The 14,272-nt window shown below is 69.6% G+C and carries 13 protein-coding genes and 1 pseudogene; 6 read left to right on the top strand and 8 right to left on the bottom strand.

What is annotated here, in order from left to right:
- Positions 1-17: 17 nt before the first annotated feature.
- From LDL21_RS05425 to LDL21_RS05405, 5 genes are all read right to left on the bottom strand, one after another.
- Positions 18-356, bottom strand: coding sequence for a DUF742 domain-containing protein (locus LDL21_RS05425; RefSeq protein WP_225279015.1), 339 nt, complete (start codon positions 354-356; stop codon positions 18-20).
- The gene (locus LDL21_RS05420) at positions 356-763 is read right to left on the bottom strand and encodes a roadblock/LC7 domain-containing protein (protein ID WP_067491837.1); all 408 of its coding nucleotides are present in this window, start codon (positions 761-763) and stop codon (positions 356-358) included. The genes LDL21_RS05425 and LDL21_RS05420 overlap by 1 nt, the downstream gene beginning before the upstream one ends.
- A complete protein-coding gene (locus tag LDL21_RS05415; protein ID WP_225279014.1) occupies positions 760-2,187 on the bottom strand; it encodes a sensor histidine kinase in 1,428 nt (475 codons plus the stop codon). The genes LDL21_RS05420 and LDL21_RS05415 overlap by 4 nt, the downstream gene beginning before the upstream one ends.
- 196 nt (positions 2,188-2,383) lie before the next feature.
- Positions 2,384-3,607 carry an SGNH/GDSL hydrolase family protein gene (locus LDL21_RS05410; RefSeq protein WP_225279013.1) on the bottom strand — a complete coding sequence of 408 codons (1,224 nt, stop codon included), beginning with the start codon at positions 3,605-3,607 and terminating at the stop codon, positions 2,384-2,386.
- Positions 3,604-4,599 carry a saccharopine dehydrogenase NADP-binding domain-containing protein gene (locus tag LDL21_RS05405; protein WP_225279012.1) on the bottom strand — a complete coding sequence of 332 codons (996 nt, stop codon included), beginning with the start codon at positions 4,597-4,599 and terminating at the stop codon, positions 3,604-3,606. The genes LDL21_RS05410 and LDL21_RS05405 overlap by 4 nt, the downstream gene beginning before the upstream one ends.
- Positions 4,600-4,716: 117 nt before the next feature.
- Between LDL21_RS05405 and LDL21_RS05400 the strand changes: the two genes are divergently transcribed.
- Positions 4,717-5,607 carry an AraC family transcriptional regulator gene (locus LDL21_RS05400; RefSeq protein ID WP_225279011.1) on the top strand — a complete coding sequence of 297 codons (891 nt, stop codon included), beginning with the start codon at positions 4,717-4,719 and terminating at the stop codon, positions 5,605-5,607.
- Here the strand turns inward: LDL21_RS05400 and LDL21_RS05395 are convergent, their stop codons facing one another.
- Positions 5,608-6,015: a RidA family protein gene (locus LDL21_RS05395; RefSeq protein WP_225279010.1), complete on the bottom strand. Its 408-nt coding sequence runs from the start codon at positions 6,013-6,015 to the stop codon at positions 5,608-5,610.
- A 54-nt stretch (positions 6,016-6,069) separates the two neighbouring features.
- Here LDL21_RS05395 and LDL21_RS05390 point away from each other — a divergent pair, with 54 nt between their 5' ends.
- Entirely contained in the window at positions 6,070-6,678 is a 609-nt protein-coding gene (locus LDL21_RS05390) for a TetR/AcrR family transcriptional regulator (protein WP_225279009.1), read from the top strand.
- Here LDL21_RS05390 and bla read toward each other — a convergent pair.
- Positions 6,671-7,597 carry a class A beta-lactamase gene (bla, locus tag LDL21_RS05385; protein ID WP_225279008.1) on the bottom strand — a complete coding sequence of 309 codons (927 nt, stop codon included), beginning with the start codon at positions 7,595-7,597 and terminating at the stop codon, positions 6,671-6,673. The two genes, LDL21_RS05390 and bla, sit on opposite strands and share 8 nt — an antisense overlap.
- Before the next feature lie 164 nt (positions 7,598-7,761).
- Here bla and LDL21_RS05380 point away from each other — a divergent pair, with 164 nt between their 5' ends.
- From LDL21_RS05380 to LDL21_RS30135, 3 genes and pseudogenes are all read left to right on the top strand, one after another.
- Positions 7,762-8,628, top strand: a complete 867-nt coding sequence (locus LDL21_RS05380) for a LysR family transcriptional regulator (protein WP_225279007.1) — start codon at positions 7,762-7,764, stop codon at positions 8,626-8,628.
- 289 nt (positions 8,629-8,917) lie between these two features.
- Positions 8,918-9,853, top strand: a complete 936-nt coding sequence (locus LDL21_RS05375) for a serine hydrolase (protein ID WP_225279244.1) — start codon at positions 8,918-8,920, stop codon at positions 9,851-9,853.
- A gap of 93 nt (positions 9,854-9,946) precedes the next feature.
- Positions 9,947-10,303, top strand: a pseudogene (locus tag LDL21_RS30135) (hypothetical protein); the annotation flags it as partial.
- 43 nt (positions 10,304-10,346) lie between these two features.
- Here the strand turns inward: LDL21_RS30135 and LDL21_RS05365 are convergent.
- Positions 10,347-10,493, bottom strand: coding sequence for a hypothetical protein (locus LDL21_RS05365; protein WP_225279259.1), 147 nt, complete (start codon positions 10,491-10,493; stop codon positions 10,347-10,349).
- Between the two features lie 128 nt (positions 10,494-10,621).
- On the opposite strand from LDL21_RS05365, the gene LDL21_RS05360 reads away from it, so the two are divergent.
- Entirely contained in the window at positions 10,622-14,197 is a 3,576-nt protein-coding gene (locus LDL21_RS05360; protein WP_225279243.1) for an arabinosyltransferase domain-containing protein, read from the top strand.
- The last annotated feature ends 75 nt before the right edge of the window (positions 14,198-14,272 follow it).

Below are 14,272 nucleotides of genomic sequence, written 5' to 3'. Positions count from 1 at the left end.
ACCGCTCGGGTACGTCTTCAGAGCCTGCGAAGTCCAACGAGCACCTTCTCGAGGGTGGAAAGATCCAGATTCATCGCCGCCGACAGCGGTGGCCTGATGGTGATCTTGCCCGCGGCGAGCAGATCCGACAGCACAACCGTCGCCACGCCCACCGGCAGCCGCAGTTCGGCCGCGATCTCCACCACGGCGGTCGGCGCCACGCACAGCTCGAGGATCGCGACCTGTTCGGAGGTCATGCCCGCGTTCGGCGCCGACTCGCTGACCACGAGGGTGACCAGGTCGAAGTCGTCGTCGGCGGGCATCCGGCCGCCGGTGAGGGTGTAGAACCGGTCGGGATCGTCGTCGCGGCCGAGCATTACGGAGTTCCTCGGCGCGGCTGGGCGGCGAGGTGTTCGCCGAGCTGCTCGACCAGTTCGTGCATGGTGTGCCCGACCAGGCCCGCGTCGGCGTCCTCGGCGGCGATCACCGCTAAGTGCGCGCCGAGTCCGGCCTCGACCACGAACAGGATGCCGCCGTAGAACTCGGTCATCGACTGGCGGACTCCGCCTCGCCCGTCACCGAATTCGACGGAGGCCCCGTGCGCGAGGCTCTGGAAACCGGCGGCGATCGCGGCGAGTTGGTCGGCGCGGTCGGTGTCGAGTTCCGGGGTGTGGCAGATCTTGAGGCCGTCACCCGAGAGCAGCAGGGCGTGGCGGGTGCGTGGGGTGCGGGCGAGCAGTTTCTCGAGCAACCAGCCGAGATTGGTCGCGGCGGTGGTGGTCATCGGTCCTCCTGAGGGTCTGGGGCAGAGGCGGCGCTGCCTGTGCGCGGCTCGGTGCGGGCAGAACGTTGGAAGGCGCCGAGTGCCGAGGGTTTCGCCGGCGTCGCCTGGGTGGGCGCGGGCGGGGTGAGACCTTCGGGATGGACCTGCGCGAGAGTGCTGCCGCGACGGCGCTTGGGCAGCGCCGGGGTGGTCGCCGTAGGCAAGTGGGCGGCCTCACCGGCGGGTGGTGACACCTGGCGGGCGATGGCGTCGGCCCAGCCGAGGTCGCCGTTCTCGGTGTGCGGTGTCGGCCGCGGGGTCGGTGCGTCGAACTGGCCGAGGTTGGTGAGCTGGATGCCGCCGGTGTCGGCACGCTGGGTGGCGGGCGCGGCGTGGCGGCCCGTGTCGCGGCCCCGGCGTTCGGCGCGGGCGGTGAGTTCGCGCGGGACGACGACGACCACCGCCGTGCCACCGATGGCCGAGGGCCGGTACGACACGGTGAGATCGTGTTTGCGCGCGAGGTTTCCGACCACGGCCAGCCCGAGCCGGGTGCCCGAGAGGGAGGCCAGGTCGGCGCCCTTGCCCTTGTGGTCGCGTCCGCTCACAGCGGCCTCGGCGCGGCGCAGGGCAGATTCGCTCATCACCAGACCGCTGTCCTCGATCGTGATGACAACGCCCGCAGGCACTTCCGCCGCGTAGACATGCACCTCGGTGGTGGGCGGGGAGAAGTTGCAGGCGTTGTCGAGCAGTTCGGCCAGTGCGTGCATCACGCCTTCGGCGGCGTGCCCGGCGATACCGACCTCGGCCACCGCGCGCAAGCGCACGCGCTGATACCCGGCCACGCGGCCCATCGCACCACGCAGAATCGACTCCATCGCGATCGGTTTGGCCCAGCGGCGACCGGTGCGGGCGCCGCTCAGGACCGCGATGCTGTCGGCGAGGCGGCCGGTCTGGGCGGTGCGGTGGTCGATGTGGAGCAGGTCGGTGAGTACGCGGGGGTCGGCGTGACGGTGTTCCATCTCGCGCAGTTCGGCGAGCATGCTGGTGGTCATGGCCTGGATACGGCTGGCGGCACCGGCGAAGGCCGCGAGCGCGGCGGCACCGCGACGCGAATTCTCCTGCGCCTCCCAGGCGTAGGCGGAGCTGTTTTCCTCGGCCTTCGCGATGCGCTGCGTCGCCTCGGCGACGGTGGCCGCCAGCTGCTGTTCGGCGCGCTGCGCGGCGGCGGCGGAGAGATCGGCTTTCGCGGTTTGGCGCAGCGCGACGAATACCGCCGGACAGGCGATCAGCGCCGTGACCAACGCCCCGACCAGCACGGGAACGCCGATGAGAGGGGGCGCGAAAACCACGGTGAGCGCGGCGATCACCACGATGACCACTGCGGCGCTCAGCACCACGTACCCCGCCGGTCCCGCTGTCGTGCGGTCCCCGGTCGCGTGCGTCACCGGCCCGACTTCCGCAGTAACCACAGGCCCCCAACCACCAATCCTCGAGCCAAACATGCAGCAAGGCAGCCCGTTTCGATAACGGGGCGAGCATATCGAGCCCTCGCCCCGACTGCCACTCGAGCAGTCAGGGTTCACCGGTTGTTGACCCGGTGGTCTCTTCCGGCGCTGGTGACAGCCTCGCCGCTGTCGAGCATCACAGCACACCCGCGTCGGCTATGGCCGTCGCCATAGCACCGTAGCCGAGGTCGTTGGGGTGCAGGTGATCTCCGCTGTCGAACTGTTGTGCCAGTCTGCTCCGGTCGTCCGGTGCGGCCAGGGCACGGTCCAGATCCACCACCGCGTCGAAGGCGTTGCCGGTGCGGATCCAGGAATTCACCTGGGCTCGCAGGTCGTCCTTGCCGGGTGAGTAGTACACCGAACCGCCGAACGGCAGCAGGGTCGCACCGATCACGCGAACACCGGCCGCGCGGGCTTCGCCGATCAGCTCGCGATAACCCGCGATGAGCTGGCCGGCCGAAACATTCGGGGACAAGACGCCATCGGGGCCGGTGGTCCCGGCCAGGCCGATGTCGTTGATGCCGACGAGCACGATCACCGTGTCGACGCCGGGTTGTTCGAGGACGTCGCGACGGAAGCGGAGGCGGGCACTGTCCCCGAGCACGGTCGAGTCGGTGAGCAGCCGGTTGCCGCTGATACCCGCGTTGACGACCGCGTGCGGTCCGGTGCCCGGGTGGCGGGCGAGCTGGTCCGGGTAGCGCTGGTCGGTGTCGACAGTCGAGCGGTAGCCATCGGTGATGGAATCGCCGAAGACGACGGTGACCTCCCGTTCCGCGCCGATCGCGTCGATGCCCGTCAGGTAGTACCAGGAGCGGGAGGTCTCGGTGAAGGGCGTCGCGGTCGGTTCGGCCGCGTGGTCGCCTGCGGCACGGAAGCTGGTCGTGGCAGCTTGCGCGTGCTGGGTCGCCGGGCCGGTCGCGCGGGCGAAGTAGAGCGTGACGGTGACCGCCTCCCCGGCGGCGACCGGGAGGGGAATCGGGTCGCTCGCCGCGTCGGCGCCGGGGGCGAGATCGAAGGTGGTCGAGCCGGCCACTGTCAACGGGTGCATCGACTCGGGTGCCACCGCGGCGCCGCCCGCACTACGAGCCACCGTGGCGCTCGCGACGGCCAGCGGTTCGGTGCCGTAGCGATTCGACAGCCGGACCCGGACCTGCGGGCCGCCGTCCGTCAGACGGACGACCTGGCGGACGGTCTCGTCGGCAAAGCCGTCGGCCGACCAGTTCTGGGTCGCTGGATGCTGGGCGGCCGCCGCCCACACGCTCGACCACTCGGGTGCCGGCTCACGCGTGCCGCAGGCGACCAGCACCAGGGCGGTCACCGTCGCGAGGAAGGCGACCGCCCGGCGTGCGGGTTTGTTCATCCGAGCGACCAGGTCATGCCGAATTCGCCCAGTGCGTCGAGGAATTCGACCGGGTCGAACAGTTCGGCCGGTGACTGCGCGCCCGGTTTCGCGCCCGCGCCGATGCGGGTCGCTACCGTCACCGCGAGCTGGGCACTGTTGCGGTACGTGTCGGGCCCGCTTCCGGTGCCGCGCAGTGTTTTTCCGTCACGGTGGATGTCGACCACCATCGAGTACGGCGCCGGGGCGGAGGGTGTTTCGGGCGCGCGTTCCAGGTCGGCCTCGGTGACGGTGCCGACCATCGCGAAGATCTCCTCGGCCAGCACACCTTCCACCGATGTGGCCGCGGTATGGCGCGGGATCGTCACCACGGCCGGCTGTGGGAACTTCAGCACCGCGACAGGGTCGGTGGCGCCGGGCAGGAGCAGGGTGTCCCGGCGCGGCTGGGGACCGGTGCGGAATTCGCCGTCGGACCAGGAAAGACCACCACTGGTGAAGACGTCCAGATTGCGCAGCACCGTGCGCATACTGCCACGTGAACCCTCACCACCGGGTGCGACGACATGGCTGAGCACGATCTCGTCGGCACCGCCGAGCCGCCGCGCACCGAGGTGGGCGAGCAGGTCACCGAACACGCCCGCCTCCGTGACGGCCGTGACCAGAGTGACGCCCGCGGCCTCGGCGAGCGGCCCGTATTCGTCGAACACCTTGCGGGCGAACAGTTGTTCGCCCGCGACGTCCACATAGCTCGCGCCCGCGGTGACGGCGGCGCCCAGCACGCCCTCGCCGGTGCCGGTGTAGTCGGGCAGGGTGCTGATAACCACGTCGACTCCGGTGAAGGCGGCGACCAGCGCGGAGTGATCGTCGGCTGCGGCGACCCGGGCAGGTACGCCGAAGTCCGTCAGCCGCTGGGCGTTACGTCCCACGACGATGGTGTCGATTCCCCGGCGAGCCAGTTCCGCCACCACGAAACGGCCGACGTGTCCACTGGCCCCGTACACGGCGATCTTCATGTCCTGCTCCTTGCTCATTCGGTTGATGAACTCAGCGTATGAGCAGATGTCAGGACGCGAAATCATCCAGGATCCACACAAGATATCCAGGCGTCTTCGGAGGTATCGTCATCGGTTATGGATCTGCTCAGTGATGTGTTGGCCACCGCGCGAACCGGCGACCCGGCGTCAGGGATGTTCGTGCGGCACGCGCCGTGGGGCCGCAGGTATCCGCTGATGGAAGGTGCCGGTTTCCATGTCGTCCTGCAAGGTTCGTGCTGGCTCACCAGGCCGGGGGCCGAACCCATCGCGCTCGGTACGGGCGACGCGGTGCTGATGCCGCGCGGGGTCGCCCATGGTCTGGTCGATCAACTCACCAGCACGTTCACCGAGACCGCGGGACCCGACGACGTCCGAGTGGTCGACGGCCCCGGCGCCCCCGCCACCCTCCTGTGCGGGTCGTATCACCTCGCCGCCGACCGCACCCATCCATTGCTCGCGGAATTGCCCGAGGTGGTACACATTCCGGCCCGACTCGGCACGCACGCGTCGTTGCGCGCCGCCGTCGACCTGCTCGCCGCCGAACTCAGCGGCGCCCGCCCCGGCGCCGACGCGGCCGTCCCACCGCTACTCGACCTGCTCCTGCTCTATCTGTTGCGCGCCTGGCTCGCCGAGAGCGCCACCCATGACACCACACGGTGGTCGGTGGCGTTCACCGATCCCGAACTGTCGCGCGCGCTGCGGGCCGTGCACGACGACCCGGGCCACAACTGGACCGTCGAATCACTGGGCGCCCGTGCGGGTTTGAGCCGAGCCGCGTTCGCCAAGCGCTTCACCACCCTGCTCGGCGAACCGCCCCTGGCCTATCTCACCCGCTGGCGGATGCTCACCGCCGCCCGGCTCCTGCGCGAGACCGACCACCCGCTGGCCACCATCGCCGGGCGCACCGGTTACAGCTCCGAATACGCCTTCGGCAAAGCCTTCAAACGTGAATACGGTGTGGCCCCCGGCCGGTACCGCGCAGGGTGATCAGTCGAGCACCGCGGTCGCCTCGACCTCGACGAGCAGGTCGGGTTCGCCCAGGGCCGCCACGCCGATCAAGGTGATCGGTTTGACCGGGTCGACACCCATTTTCGCGGCCGCGCGACTCACTCCTTCGCCCAGCAGCGGATATTTGTCGGCGTTCCAGTCGACCACGTAGATCGTCAGCTTCGCGACGTCGTCGAAGGATCCGCCGATCGCGGTCATCGCGGTGCCGACATTCAGGTAGGCCTGTTCCACCTGGGCCGCGAAATCGCCTGCACCGACCGGGTTTCCGTCGGCGTCGCGCGCCACTTGCCCGGCCAGGAAGACCAGGCGTGAGCCGGTCGCGATCGACAGCTGTCGGTACACCTCGGGCTTGGGTAGCCCGTCCGGATTGATCAGTTCCACGGTCATGCTCGCTCCCATCGTCGGTGCCATAACCATAACGCTGTTATGTAATGTGGCGCCATGGGTAGAACGCGGAATCCGGCGGTGCGGTCGATGTTGATCGAGCGGGCGGCGCAGATGGTCGCGGCGCGTGAACCGGTGACGCTGCGCGGGCTCGTCGCCGGGACAGAGGTGTCGACGATGGCCGTGTACACCTATTTCGACGGCATCGACGGGTTGTGGCGGGCGGTGCGGCAGGAGGGGTTCACCCGATTGGCCGCGCGCCTCGCCCATGTGCCCGACACCGGCGATCCCGTGCGCGACCTGGCCGCCCTCGGCAGCGCCTACCTCGCCAACGCGCTGGCCGAACCCGATCTGTACCGGGTGATGTTCGACGCCGGTTTCGAACTCGAGGACGCGCCGGCCGCCGATGCGACCTTGGAGCGGCTGGTGGCCGCCGTGGCGCGTGCCCGCGACCTCAACCGCTTCCGGGCCGAGGTCGACCCCCTCGAACTGGCGACGCAGAGCTGGGTGATCGGGCACGGGCTGGCCGCACTGGTGGCGACCGGACCGTTGCCCGCCGAGGCACTCGATCACGGCGTCCCGATGCTCACCGCGTTGTTCGTCGGAGCAGGGGACGACCCGCAGCTGTGCGCCTCTTCCGTGCGAGCGGGGTGGCGGGTCAATTGAGTTGGGCCACCGCTACTTTCGTCGCCTCGGCGAGGAGTTCGTTGGACGGTTCGGCGTCCTGCTCGGACTTCGTCGACAGGACCGCGAGCACCAGGGGCGGGCGGTTCGGCGGCCAGGCGATAGCCACGTCGAGGGCTGAACCGTAGGCGGGGGTGCCGGTCTTGTCGCCGACAGTCCAGTCTGCGGGTAGACCGGCCTTGATACGTTTGCCGCCGGTGGTGTTGGCCTTCAGCCAGTCGGCGAGCTGGGTGCGTTCGGGTGCGGCGAGGGCATCGCCGAGGACGAGGGCGCGGTAGTCGGCGGCCAGGGCGGCCGGGGTGGTTGTGTCGCGTTCGTCGCCAGGGATGGCGGTGTTGAGTTCGGTTTCCCAGCGGTCCAGGCGCGTCACGTTGTCACCGAGAGTGCGCAGGAATGCGGTGAAACCCGCTGGGCCACCGAGCAATCGGAGCACCAGGTTACCCGCGGTGTTGTCGGAGAGCGTGATGGTGGCATGGCAGAGGGCCGCAACGGTCATGCCGGTGTCGACGTGCTTCTCGGTCTCGGGTGAGAACTCCACCAGGTCTGCGGCGGTGTAGTGGATGACCTGGTCGAAGTAGCCGGTGGAGAGTGGGTGCGCCTGCAGGAGGGCACCGCAGGCCAGGCCCTTGAAGGTGGAGGCGATGGGGAAACGTTCGTCGGCCCGGTAGGCGACGGTGGCGCCGGTTCCGGTATCCGTGACCGAGAGACCGAGTCGCGCACCGTATTTCGATTCCAGGCCGGCGAACTGGGTGGTGTCGGCGGACGAGGTGTCCGGCGCGACCGAGGTTTCGCTCGAGGCTGCGGGTTGGGAGGAACACGCGGTGAAGGTCAGTGTGGCGAGCGCGAGTGCGGCGGCCGCGAGGCGTCTGCGGATCGGGTGCTCGGTAGCGGAGGAAGTCACCGGTGCACCACACCATCGCGGGCGGGGCGTGGCCAATATCGGATGCCGTCCGCGGCGAGTCGTGATCGATATCGCCGCAGTTGAGATGGGGTATCCGAGGCGATTCGCCGGGCACTTCGTCCGGTTCGGGCGAGTCGTTGCGTGGCCGCTGGTTCAATGGCCCCATGGACCTGCTGCGCCACCTCCGGTTCTTCGTCGCCGTCGCGGACGAGGGCCATTTCGGGCGGGCGGCGGCGGCACTCGACATGACCCAACCACCGCTGTCCCAGGGTTTGCGGCGCCTGGAACAGCACCTCGACATCGAGCTCGTGCACCGGACCACCCAGGGTGCCGTGCTCACCCCGGCGGGCAGGCAGTTGCTGCCGCGCGCCCGGCTGCTCGTCGACGACGCCGATCGCCTGCTCGCCGAATCGCGGCGCATCGCCCAGCTCAGCGGCACCGTCCGCTTCGCCGCGACCACCGCCCTGCCCGACCGCGTGGTCACCGCGTGTGTCACCGCGCTGCGGCCCGCCGGCGGGACGGTGTCGACCACGATCGGCACCACCGTGGATCTCGTCGCCGACGTGCGGTCGGGCATCTGCGATGTCGCGGTGATCGAACATCCCGCGCTGGTCGACGGCGTCGAAGCGGGCCCCGTCGTGAAACTCCCCCGCTGGCTGGTCGTTCCCGCCGGTCACCGCACCACCACCACCGAACGCCCCACCTTCCCCATGCTCACCGGCCTGCACTTCGCCCATGCACCGCGCCCAGCCAACCCGCCTGCCCACGACGCGCTCCTCGATCTCCTGCGTGAACGCGGCCTCGACGCTGCACCCCTCCCCGCGCCCGACGACCGCGCTGTGCTGGCAGCGGTAGCCGCCGGAACCAGCTTCGGACTCACCACCACCCCACCCACTCCCACGCCGGGCGTCGCGTGGTTGACCTTGGCGCCGCAGTCGGTCGCGTTGCGGGTCAGGGTGATTCGGCGTACCGATACGCGTGGGCAGGCGGACGTGCTCGATCGCGTGCTGTACCGGGAGCGGTTGCGGTGACGGTGCGAATCACCCGTCTGTGCGCGATGAGGTGTAGGCGAGCAAGTGCTGTGTGTGCTGATCGATTTGGCACGACCGGCGCACAGGCCGCGTGCACGCCGGTCGAGAGGCGGAACGCGCAGATCGAGTCCCCGTCGCCTCGGTTGCGAGGGGTGCGTGCGGAGCACGGCGCCGCGACGGCCATGGCCGGGCGAGGCCACCGAAGCGCGGACGATTCTCGCGGCGGAAGACGGCTGCACAGGGTGCGTCGCGTGACTGTTCGGAGCGCGCGGTGAGCCGGTCGTTCGACATGCTGCGTGCGGAGTCGGGGTTCGCGGCTGCCGATCGGGCTGTCCCGACAGCCGCGGACAGGATTCGGGCGGTGTTCGCGGATGCCGGGTGCAGTGGGTGGCTGCACGCGCGGCGGTGTGACGGTTCGGCGGCGGAGATCTCGGTCGGTGGGCGGGATCGGGTGGTGATGGCGTCGGTGTACAAGTTGCTGTTGTGCGTGGCGTTCTATCGCGAGGTGGACCGCCGGCGCATCGATCCGGCGGGCAGGCTCACCATCGATCCCGCCGACTGCACCCCGGGCCCGACCGGCATTGCCGCACTGCACGATCCGATCACGCTGAGCCGTCGCGACCTGGTGACCTCGATGATGACGGTGTCCGACAACGCGGCCGCCGACGTTCTCCTCGGTGAACTCGGGCTGGCTGCCGTCACCGACTTGGCCGCCGAACTCGGCCTCACCGAAACCCGGGTCGTCGGCGGCACGGCCGATCAGCACCGAAGTCTGGTGCGCGACACCGACACCCACAGCACCGCCGAGGCGTTCGCGGCGCTGGCCGACAACGACGAGGCGTGGACAGTGTCGGCTTACGACCCGGCCTACGCCAGCGCGACCACTCCGGAGGAGATGACACGCCTGTTGTGGCAGCTCTGGTCAGGCCGCCTGTTGTCCACGGAGAGCGGCGAATTCGTGCGCGCGATCATGCGCAACCAGATCTGGCCGCACCGAGTCGCTGCCGGCTTCCCACATCGCGGTGTCGTGGTGGCGGGCAAGACCGGCACCGTCGGCATCATCCGCAACGAGGTCGCTGTCGTCGAATTCCCCGGCGAAATCCCGGTCGCCGTCGCGGTCTTCACCCGTGCGGCCCGCGCCGACCCCGCCCTCCCCGTCGTCGACGCCGCCATCGGCGAGGCCGCCCGCATCGCGGTCACCGAGCTACGCCGCCCCGCCCCTTGAGCCCTTCCTGGGCGAACGATCACCACGCTCTGATGGAGTTCGGTTCTCAGGCGATGCCGCCATCAGAGCGTAGTGATCTTGAAGTGACTGGGTGTGAGCCGGTTCGACGGCCTAGCATCGTCTTTCGTGGGTGGAGATTCCGGCTTCGGCCGAGCGAAAATTGGTGGGATCGTGGCGGGGGCGCTCGGTTTGTTGCTGGCGGTTCTCGTGCCGCTGCTTCCCGTGCAGCAACAGCGGGCGAGTCTGGATTGGCCGCAGGACAAGTCGTTGCAGGTCAGCGCACCGCTCGTGGACTACGTGCCGCTGAGCCTCGATCTACGCATCCCCTGCACCGCACTGCAAGGTTTCACCGGCGGGACCGTCCTGTCTACCGTCCCGCCCCAAGCTCCCCGAGCAGGCTCCAAGGGCCTGGTCGCTCGCATCGAGGACCGCCCCGACCAGGGCCGCACCCTGTCAATGGTGTTGCGCGACCGCCTATTGCTGACCGTCCCACTCACCAGTCTCCCGAGCGATTCCGCAGCACCTGGAGTAGGTGGCGCACCCATGTCCTCGGCGCCCGGTGCGCCTTCGGGAGCGCCATCGGGAGCGCCATCGGGGCCACCATCGGCAGCACCGTCAGGCCCACCTTCGGGACCGCCATCAGAGGCACCTTCGGGAGCGCCGTCGGGGCCACCATCGGGAGCACCATCAGCCCCACCTTCGGGGCCACCATCGGGAGCGCCTTCGGGAGCGCCTTCGGGAGCGCCTTCGAGCAGCGCACCATCGGCAGTGCCGCAGAGTGAGGTGGCGCCGGGTAATGGTTGTGCCCTGGTCGTTTTCTCCGATGCGGGGAGTACTACTGCTGAGATCGTCGGAGTGGCGGCGCGCGACGGCGCGGTGACGCGGACGGCTGTGCAGGGGGATGTGCGACCGCAGATTGTCGGTGTGTTCACCGAACTCGATCGGGGGCGGCTCGGTGACGCGCGGTTGCATGCCGAGATCGATGCGCGATTCTCGTCGAGTCCGAGTGGGTGGAAGCTGGCGGCGATCATCGGTGCGGTGCTGTGCACCCTGGTGGCGCTGATCTGCCTGCACCGCAGCGACCTTCGGGACGGCAGGCGCACCCGCCGGCTACTTCCGATGCGCTGGTGGCGGTTCCGCGCGGTCGACGCAGCCGTGGCGGGCGTGCTGGTCGTGTGGCATGTGATCGGGGCGAACAGTTCCGACGACGGGTACATCCTCACGATGGCCCGGTCCGCGCGCGAGGCCGGGTACACGGCCAACTACTACCGGTGGTTCCAGGTGGCGGAGGCGCCGTTCGGCTGGCCGTACGAGGTGCTCGCCTGGATGAGCAGGGTCAGCGAGGCGGGCGTGTGGATGCGGTTGCCCGCGTTGCTCGCCGGGCTCGTGTGCTGGTTGGTGCTCAGCCGGGAAGTACTGCCCCGCTTGGGTGTTGCCGTGAACCGCTGGGCGGTGTGGACCGGCGCCCTGGTGTTCCTCTCGATCTGGCTGCCGTACAACAACGGTCTGCGCCCGGAACCCTTGGTCGCCGTCGGGGTGCTGGTCACCTGGTGCTCGATGGAGCGCGCGGTGGCGACCCGGCGTCTGCTACCGGCCGCCATCGCCGTGCTCGTCGCGGCATTCGCACTGGCCGCCGGGCCCACCGGCTTGATCTGCACGGCAGCGCTTCTCGCCGCATCGCGCCCGGTTCTACGCACCATCGTCGCCCGCTCCGGCTCCACACCGAGCGGATACGCGACCCTGCTCGCACCGATCGCCGCCGCAGGGACGCTCGTTCTGGTTGTGGTCTTCGCCGACCAGACCCTGGCGACCGTTCTCGAAGCCACCCGCGTCCGCCAGCTCGTCGGCCCCGACATGTCCTGGTTCGAGGAACGCACCCGCTGGGACACCCTGCTGTCGGTGAACCCCGACGGTTCCCTCGCCCGCCGCTTCGGCATCCTCGCCATGCTGCTGTGCCTGATCATCGGCGTCCTCACCACCCTGCGTCACGGGCGCGTACCCCGCACCGCCCGCGGACCGGTCACCCGCCTGCTCGCAGTGGTTTTCATGGCTCTGCTGCTGATGATGTTCACACCCACCAAGTGGACCCATCACTTCGGCGTGTACGCGGGCCTAGCCGCAGCCCTCGCCGCTGTCACCGCAATCGCTCTGAGCCGCAAGATCATTCACACCGCCTACGTCCGCACCCTCTTCACCGCAGCGGTCCTTTTCCTCCTCGCGGTGAGCCTCACCGGCTCCAACGGCTGGTGGTACGTCTCTGGCTACGGCGTCCCCTGGCCCGACCGCGCCCCCACCCTCGACAACATAAGCCTGTCCACCCTCGCCCTCACCGCCACCGCAGCAACACTCCTCTTCGCGCTCTACCAGTACTACCGCGAACCCCGCCCAGACGAACGCGGCACCCAGACACCCACCGGCGACCACAACAGTCAATCGCGCACCTCGGAGTGCGAGGCCCGGCGAGACTCCGCCGAGCACGACAGTGCGCCTGCCGATTCCCAGCGCGGCGACCATTCACCGACACTCGAGCATCACGACCAGCCGGCGGCAGACAACCCACGCACATCCGAGCGCGGCAACCCAGTCGCCGACAAGCACGGCGCACCATTTCCCGACATCGACATCGACAGCGACGGTGAGCCCCGAGCGTCGGAGGCCGACGGGAGGGTGCCGTCTGCTGGAAAGCGTCCTGCAACCGGCCGTTTCAAACTTGCGCCGATTGCTCCGCTGACCCTCGTAGCGGCAGCGCTGGTGCTCTTCGAGGTGGGTTCGCTTGCCTCGGCGGCGATCTCGCAGTACCCCGCCTACTCGGTCGGCCTGTCCAACCTGCGCGCCCTCACCGGCAACCCCTGCGCCATGGCCGACGACGTCCTGGTCGAAACCAACACCGCCGACTCCCTCCTCACCCCGTACACCGGCACCATCGCCGACAGCCTCGCCGCCGCGAACACCGGCTTCACCCCGAACGGCGTCGGCAGCCTCGCCCCGGACCCCGGCCCCGGCCAGTCGTCCGCACCACCATCCGGCTCCGGCCCCGGCGGCGGTGCGCCAGGTAGCGGCCCCGGCCCGAATGGTGGGGTGGCCGGTCCCCCACAAGGTGGTCCTAGCGCAGGAGGGCCTGGCGCACCCAGCGGCCCAGCCCCCAGCGGCAGCGCAGGGGCGCTCGGTGACGGCCAGAGTGGCACCGCGCCCGACGGTCCGACTGGTGCCGCCCCCAGCGGTCCGAATGGTGCGACCGCCGGTCCAGCGCCAGGTGTTCCAGCACCCGGTGGCGGCGCAGGGCCCAGCAACCCTGGCTCGAACGGCGGCACACCCGGCCAGCCGAATGGCGCCGTCCCCGGCGGGCCGCCGAGTGGCAACGAAGTACCACGCGGGGCGAACGGCGGCGCGGCGGGCGCTCCTGCCGGGCCGAGCGACGGCACGCCAGCCGCCGGACCTGGCCGGGGCGCACCAACCGGAGTCCCAGGACCCGGCAACGGCGCGCCGACCGGAGCCGCAGGACCAGGCGGGGCAGGGATTGCCGGTGTCAATGGGAGTACCGTGGCCCTTCCGTTCGGGCTCGCTCCGGAGCGGACGCCGGTGCTCGGTAGTTACGCCGTGGGAGAGCCTCGGGCCAGCAAGTTGGTCACCCAGTGGTTCCGGATGGACCTGGCAGCGGTACAGCGTGATCCGGCTTACCGGGTGTTGATCCTCACGGTTGCCGGACGCATCGAAGGAGTGGGGCCTGATGGGGCGCCGATGCCGGGACAGCGGCTCCGCGTGGAGTTCGGGCGGGAGGCCGGGGGAACGTTCTCGCTGTTGGGCGAGGCGACCCCGCCGAGTGTGGGCGGCGCACCCGGGTGGCGGAATCTTCCGATCGCACTGGACCGGATCCCGCTGGGCACCGATGCTGTTCGCCTCGTCACCGAGGGCGAACCCGATCCTATGCAGTGGGTGGCACTCACCCCGCCACGCCTCCCGAAACTGACAACGCTGAACACGATGGTCGGCGAAGAGAACCCGGTACTCGCGGATTGGCATGTGGGACTGGCTTTCCCCTGCCAGCGCCCCTTCGATCATCGCGCCGGTGTGGCGGAGATGCCGATCTGGCGCATCCTCCCCGACAAACTCAACGCCCAGGTCTCCGAAACCTGGCAGGGCGACACCGGCGGCGGCCCCCTCGGCTGGACCGGCATGCTCATGCGATCGCAATCCATCCCGTCCTACCTGGCCGACGACTGGACCCGAGACTGGGGCGAACTCCAACGCCTCACCCGCCTGATCACCGCACCCCCCGCCGAGATCACCATCAACACCGAACCCACCTGGGGCTGGTCGACCGCCGCACCGATCAGAACCAGCTGACCACCTGAACGAAAGAGTCACGCCTCCAACCGAAACCGATCGACCATCACCATCCAGTGGCCCGAAAGCAAGGCC

The organism is Nocardia rosealba, from assembly GCF_020216065.1.
Lineage (GTDB): Bacteria > Actinomycetota > Actinomycetes > Mycobacteriales > Mycobacteriaceae > Nocardia > Nocardia rosealba.
Note: the sequence above shows the minus strand (reverse complement) of the source record. Positions and strands in the feature narration are given on the sequence as shown.

Bases quoted from the DNA above. Each gene is read 5' to 3' on its own strand.
- LDL21_RS05380 (WP_225279007.1), top strand. From the start codon at position 7,762: ATGGACCTGCTGCGCCACCTCCGGTTCTTCGTCGCCGTCGCGGACGAG.
- LDL21_RS05405 (WP_225279012.1), bottom strand. From the start codon at position 4,599: ATGAAGATCGCCGTGTACGGGGCCAGTGGACACGTCGGCCGTTTCGTG.
- LDL21_RS05365 (WP_225279259.1), bottom strand. From the start codon at position 10,493: ATGGCGGTCCCGAAGGTGGGCCTGACGGTGCTGCCGATGGTGGCCCCG.
- LDL21_RS05390 (WP_225279009.1), top strand. From the start codon at position 6,070: ATGGGTAGAACGCGGAATCCGGCGGTGCGGTCGATGTTGATCGAGCGG.
- LDL21_RS05410 (WP_225279013.1), bottom strand. From the start codon at position 3,607: ATGAACAAACCCGCACGCCGGGCGGTCGCCTTCCTCGCGACGGTGACC.
- LDL21_RS05395 (WP_225279010.1), bottom strand. From the start codon at position 6,015: ATGACCGTGGAACTGATCAATCCGGACGGGCTACCCAAGCCCGAGGTG.
- LDL21_RS05375 (WP_225279244.1), top strand. From the start codon at position 8,918: ATGCTGCGTGCGGAGTCGGGGTTCGCGGCTGCCGATCGGGCTGTCCCG.
- LDL21_RS05420 (WP_067491837.1), bottom strand. From the start codon at position 763: ATGACCACCACCGCCGCGACCAATCTCGGCTGGTTGCTCGAGAAACTG.
- LDL21_RS05400 (WP_225279011.1), top strand. From the start codon at position 4,717: ATGGATCTGCTCAGTGATGTGTTGGCCACCGCGCGAACCGGCGACCCG.
- LDL21_RS05425 (WP_225279015.1), bottom strand. From the start codon at position 356: ATGCTCGGCCGCGACGACGATCCCGACCGGTTCTACACCCTCACCGGC.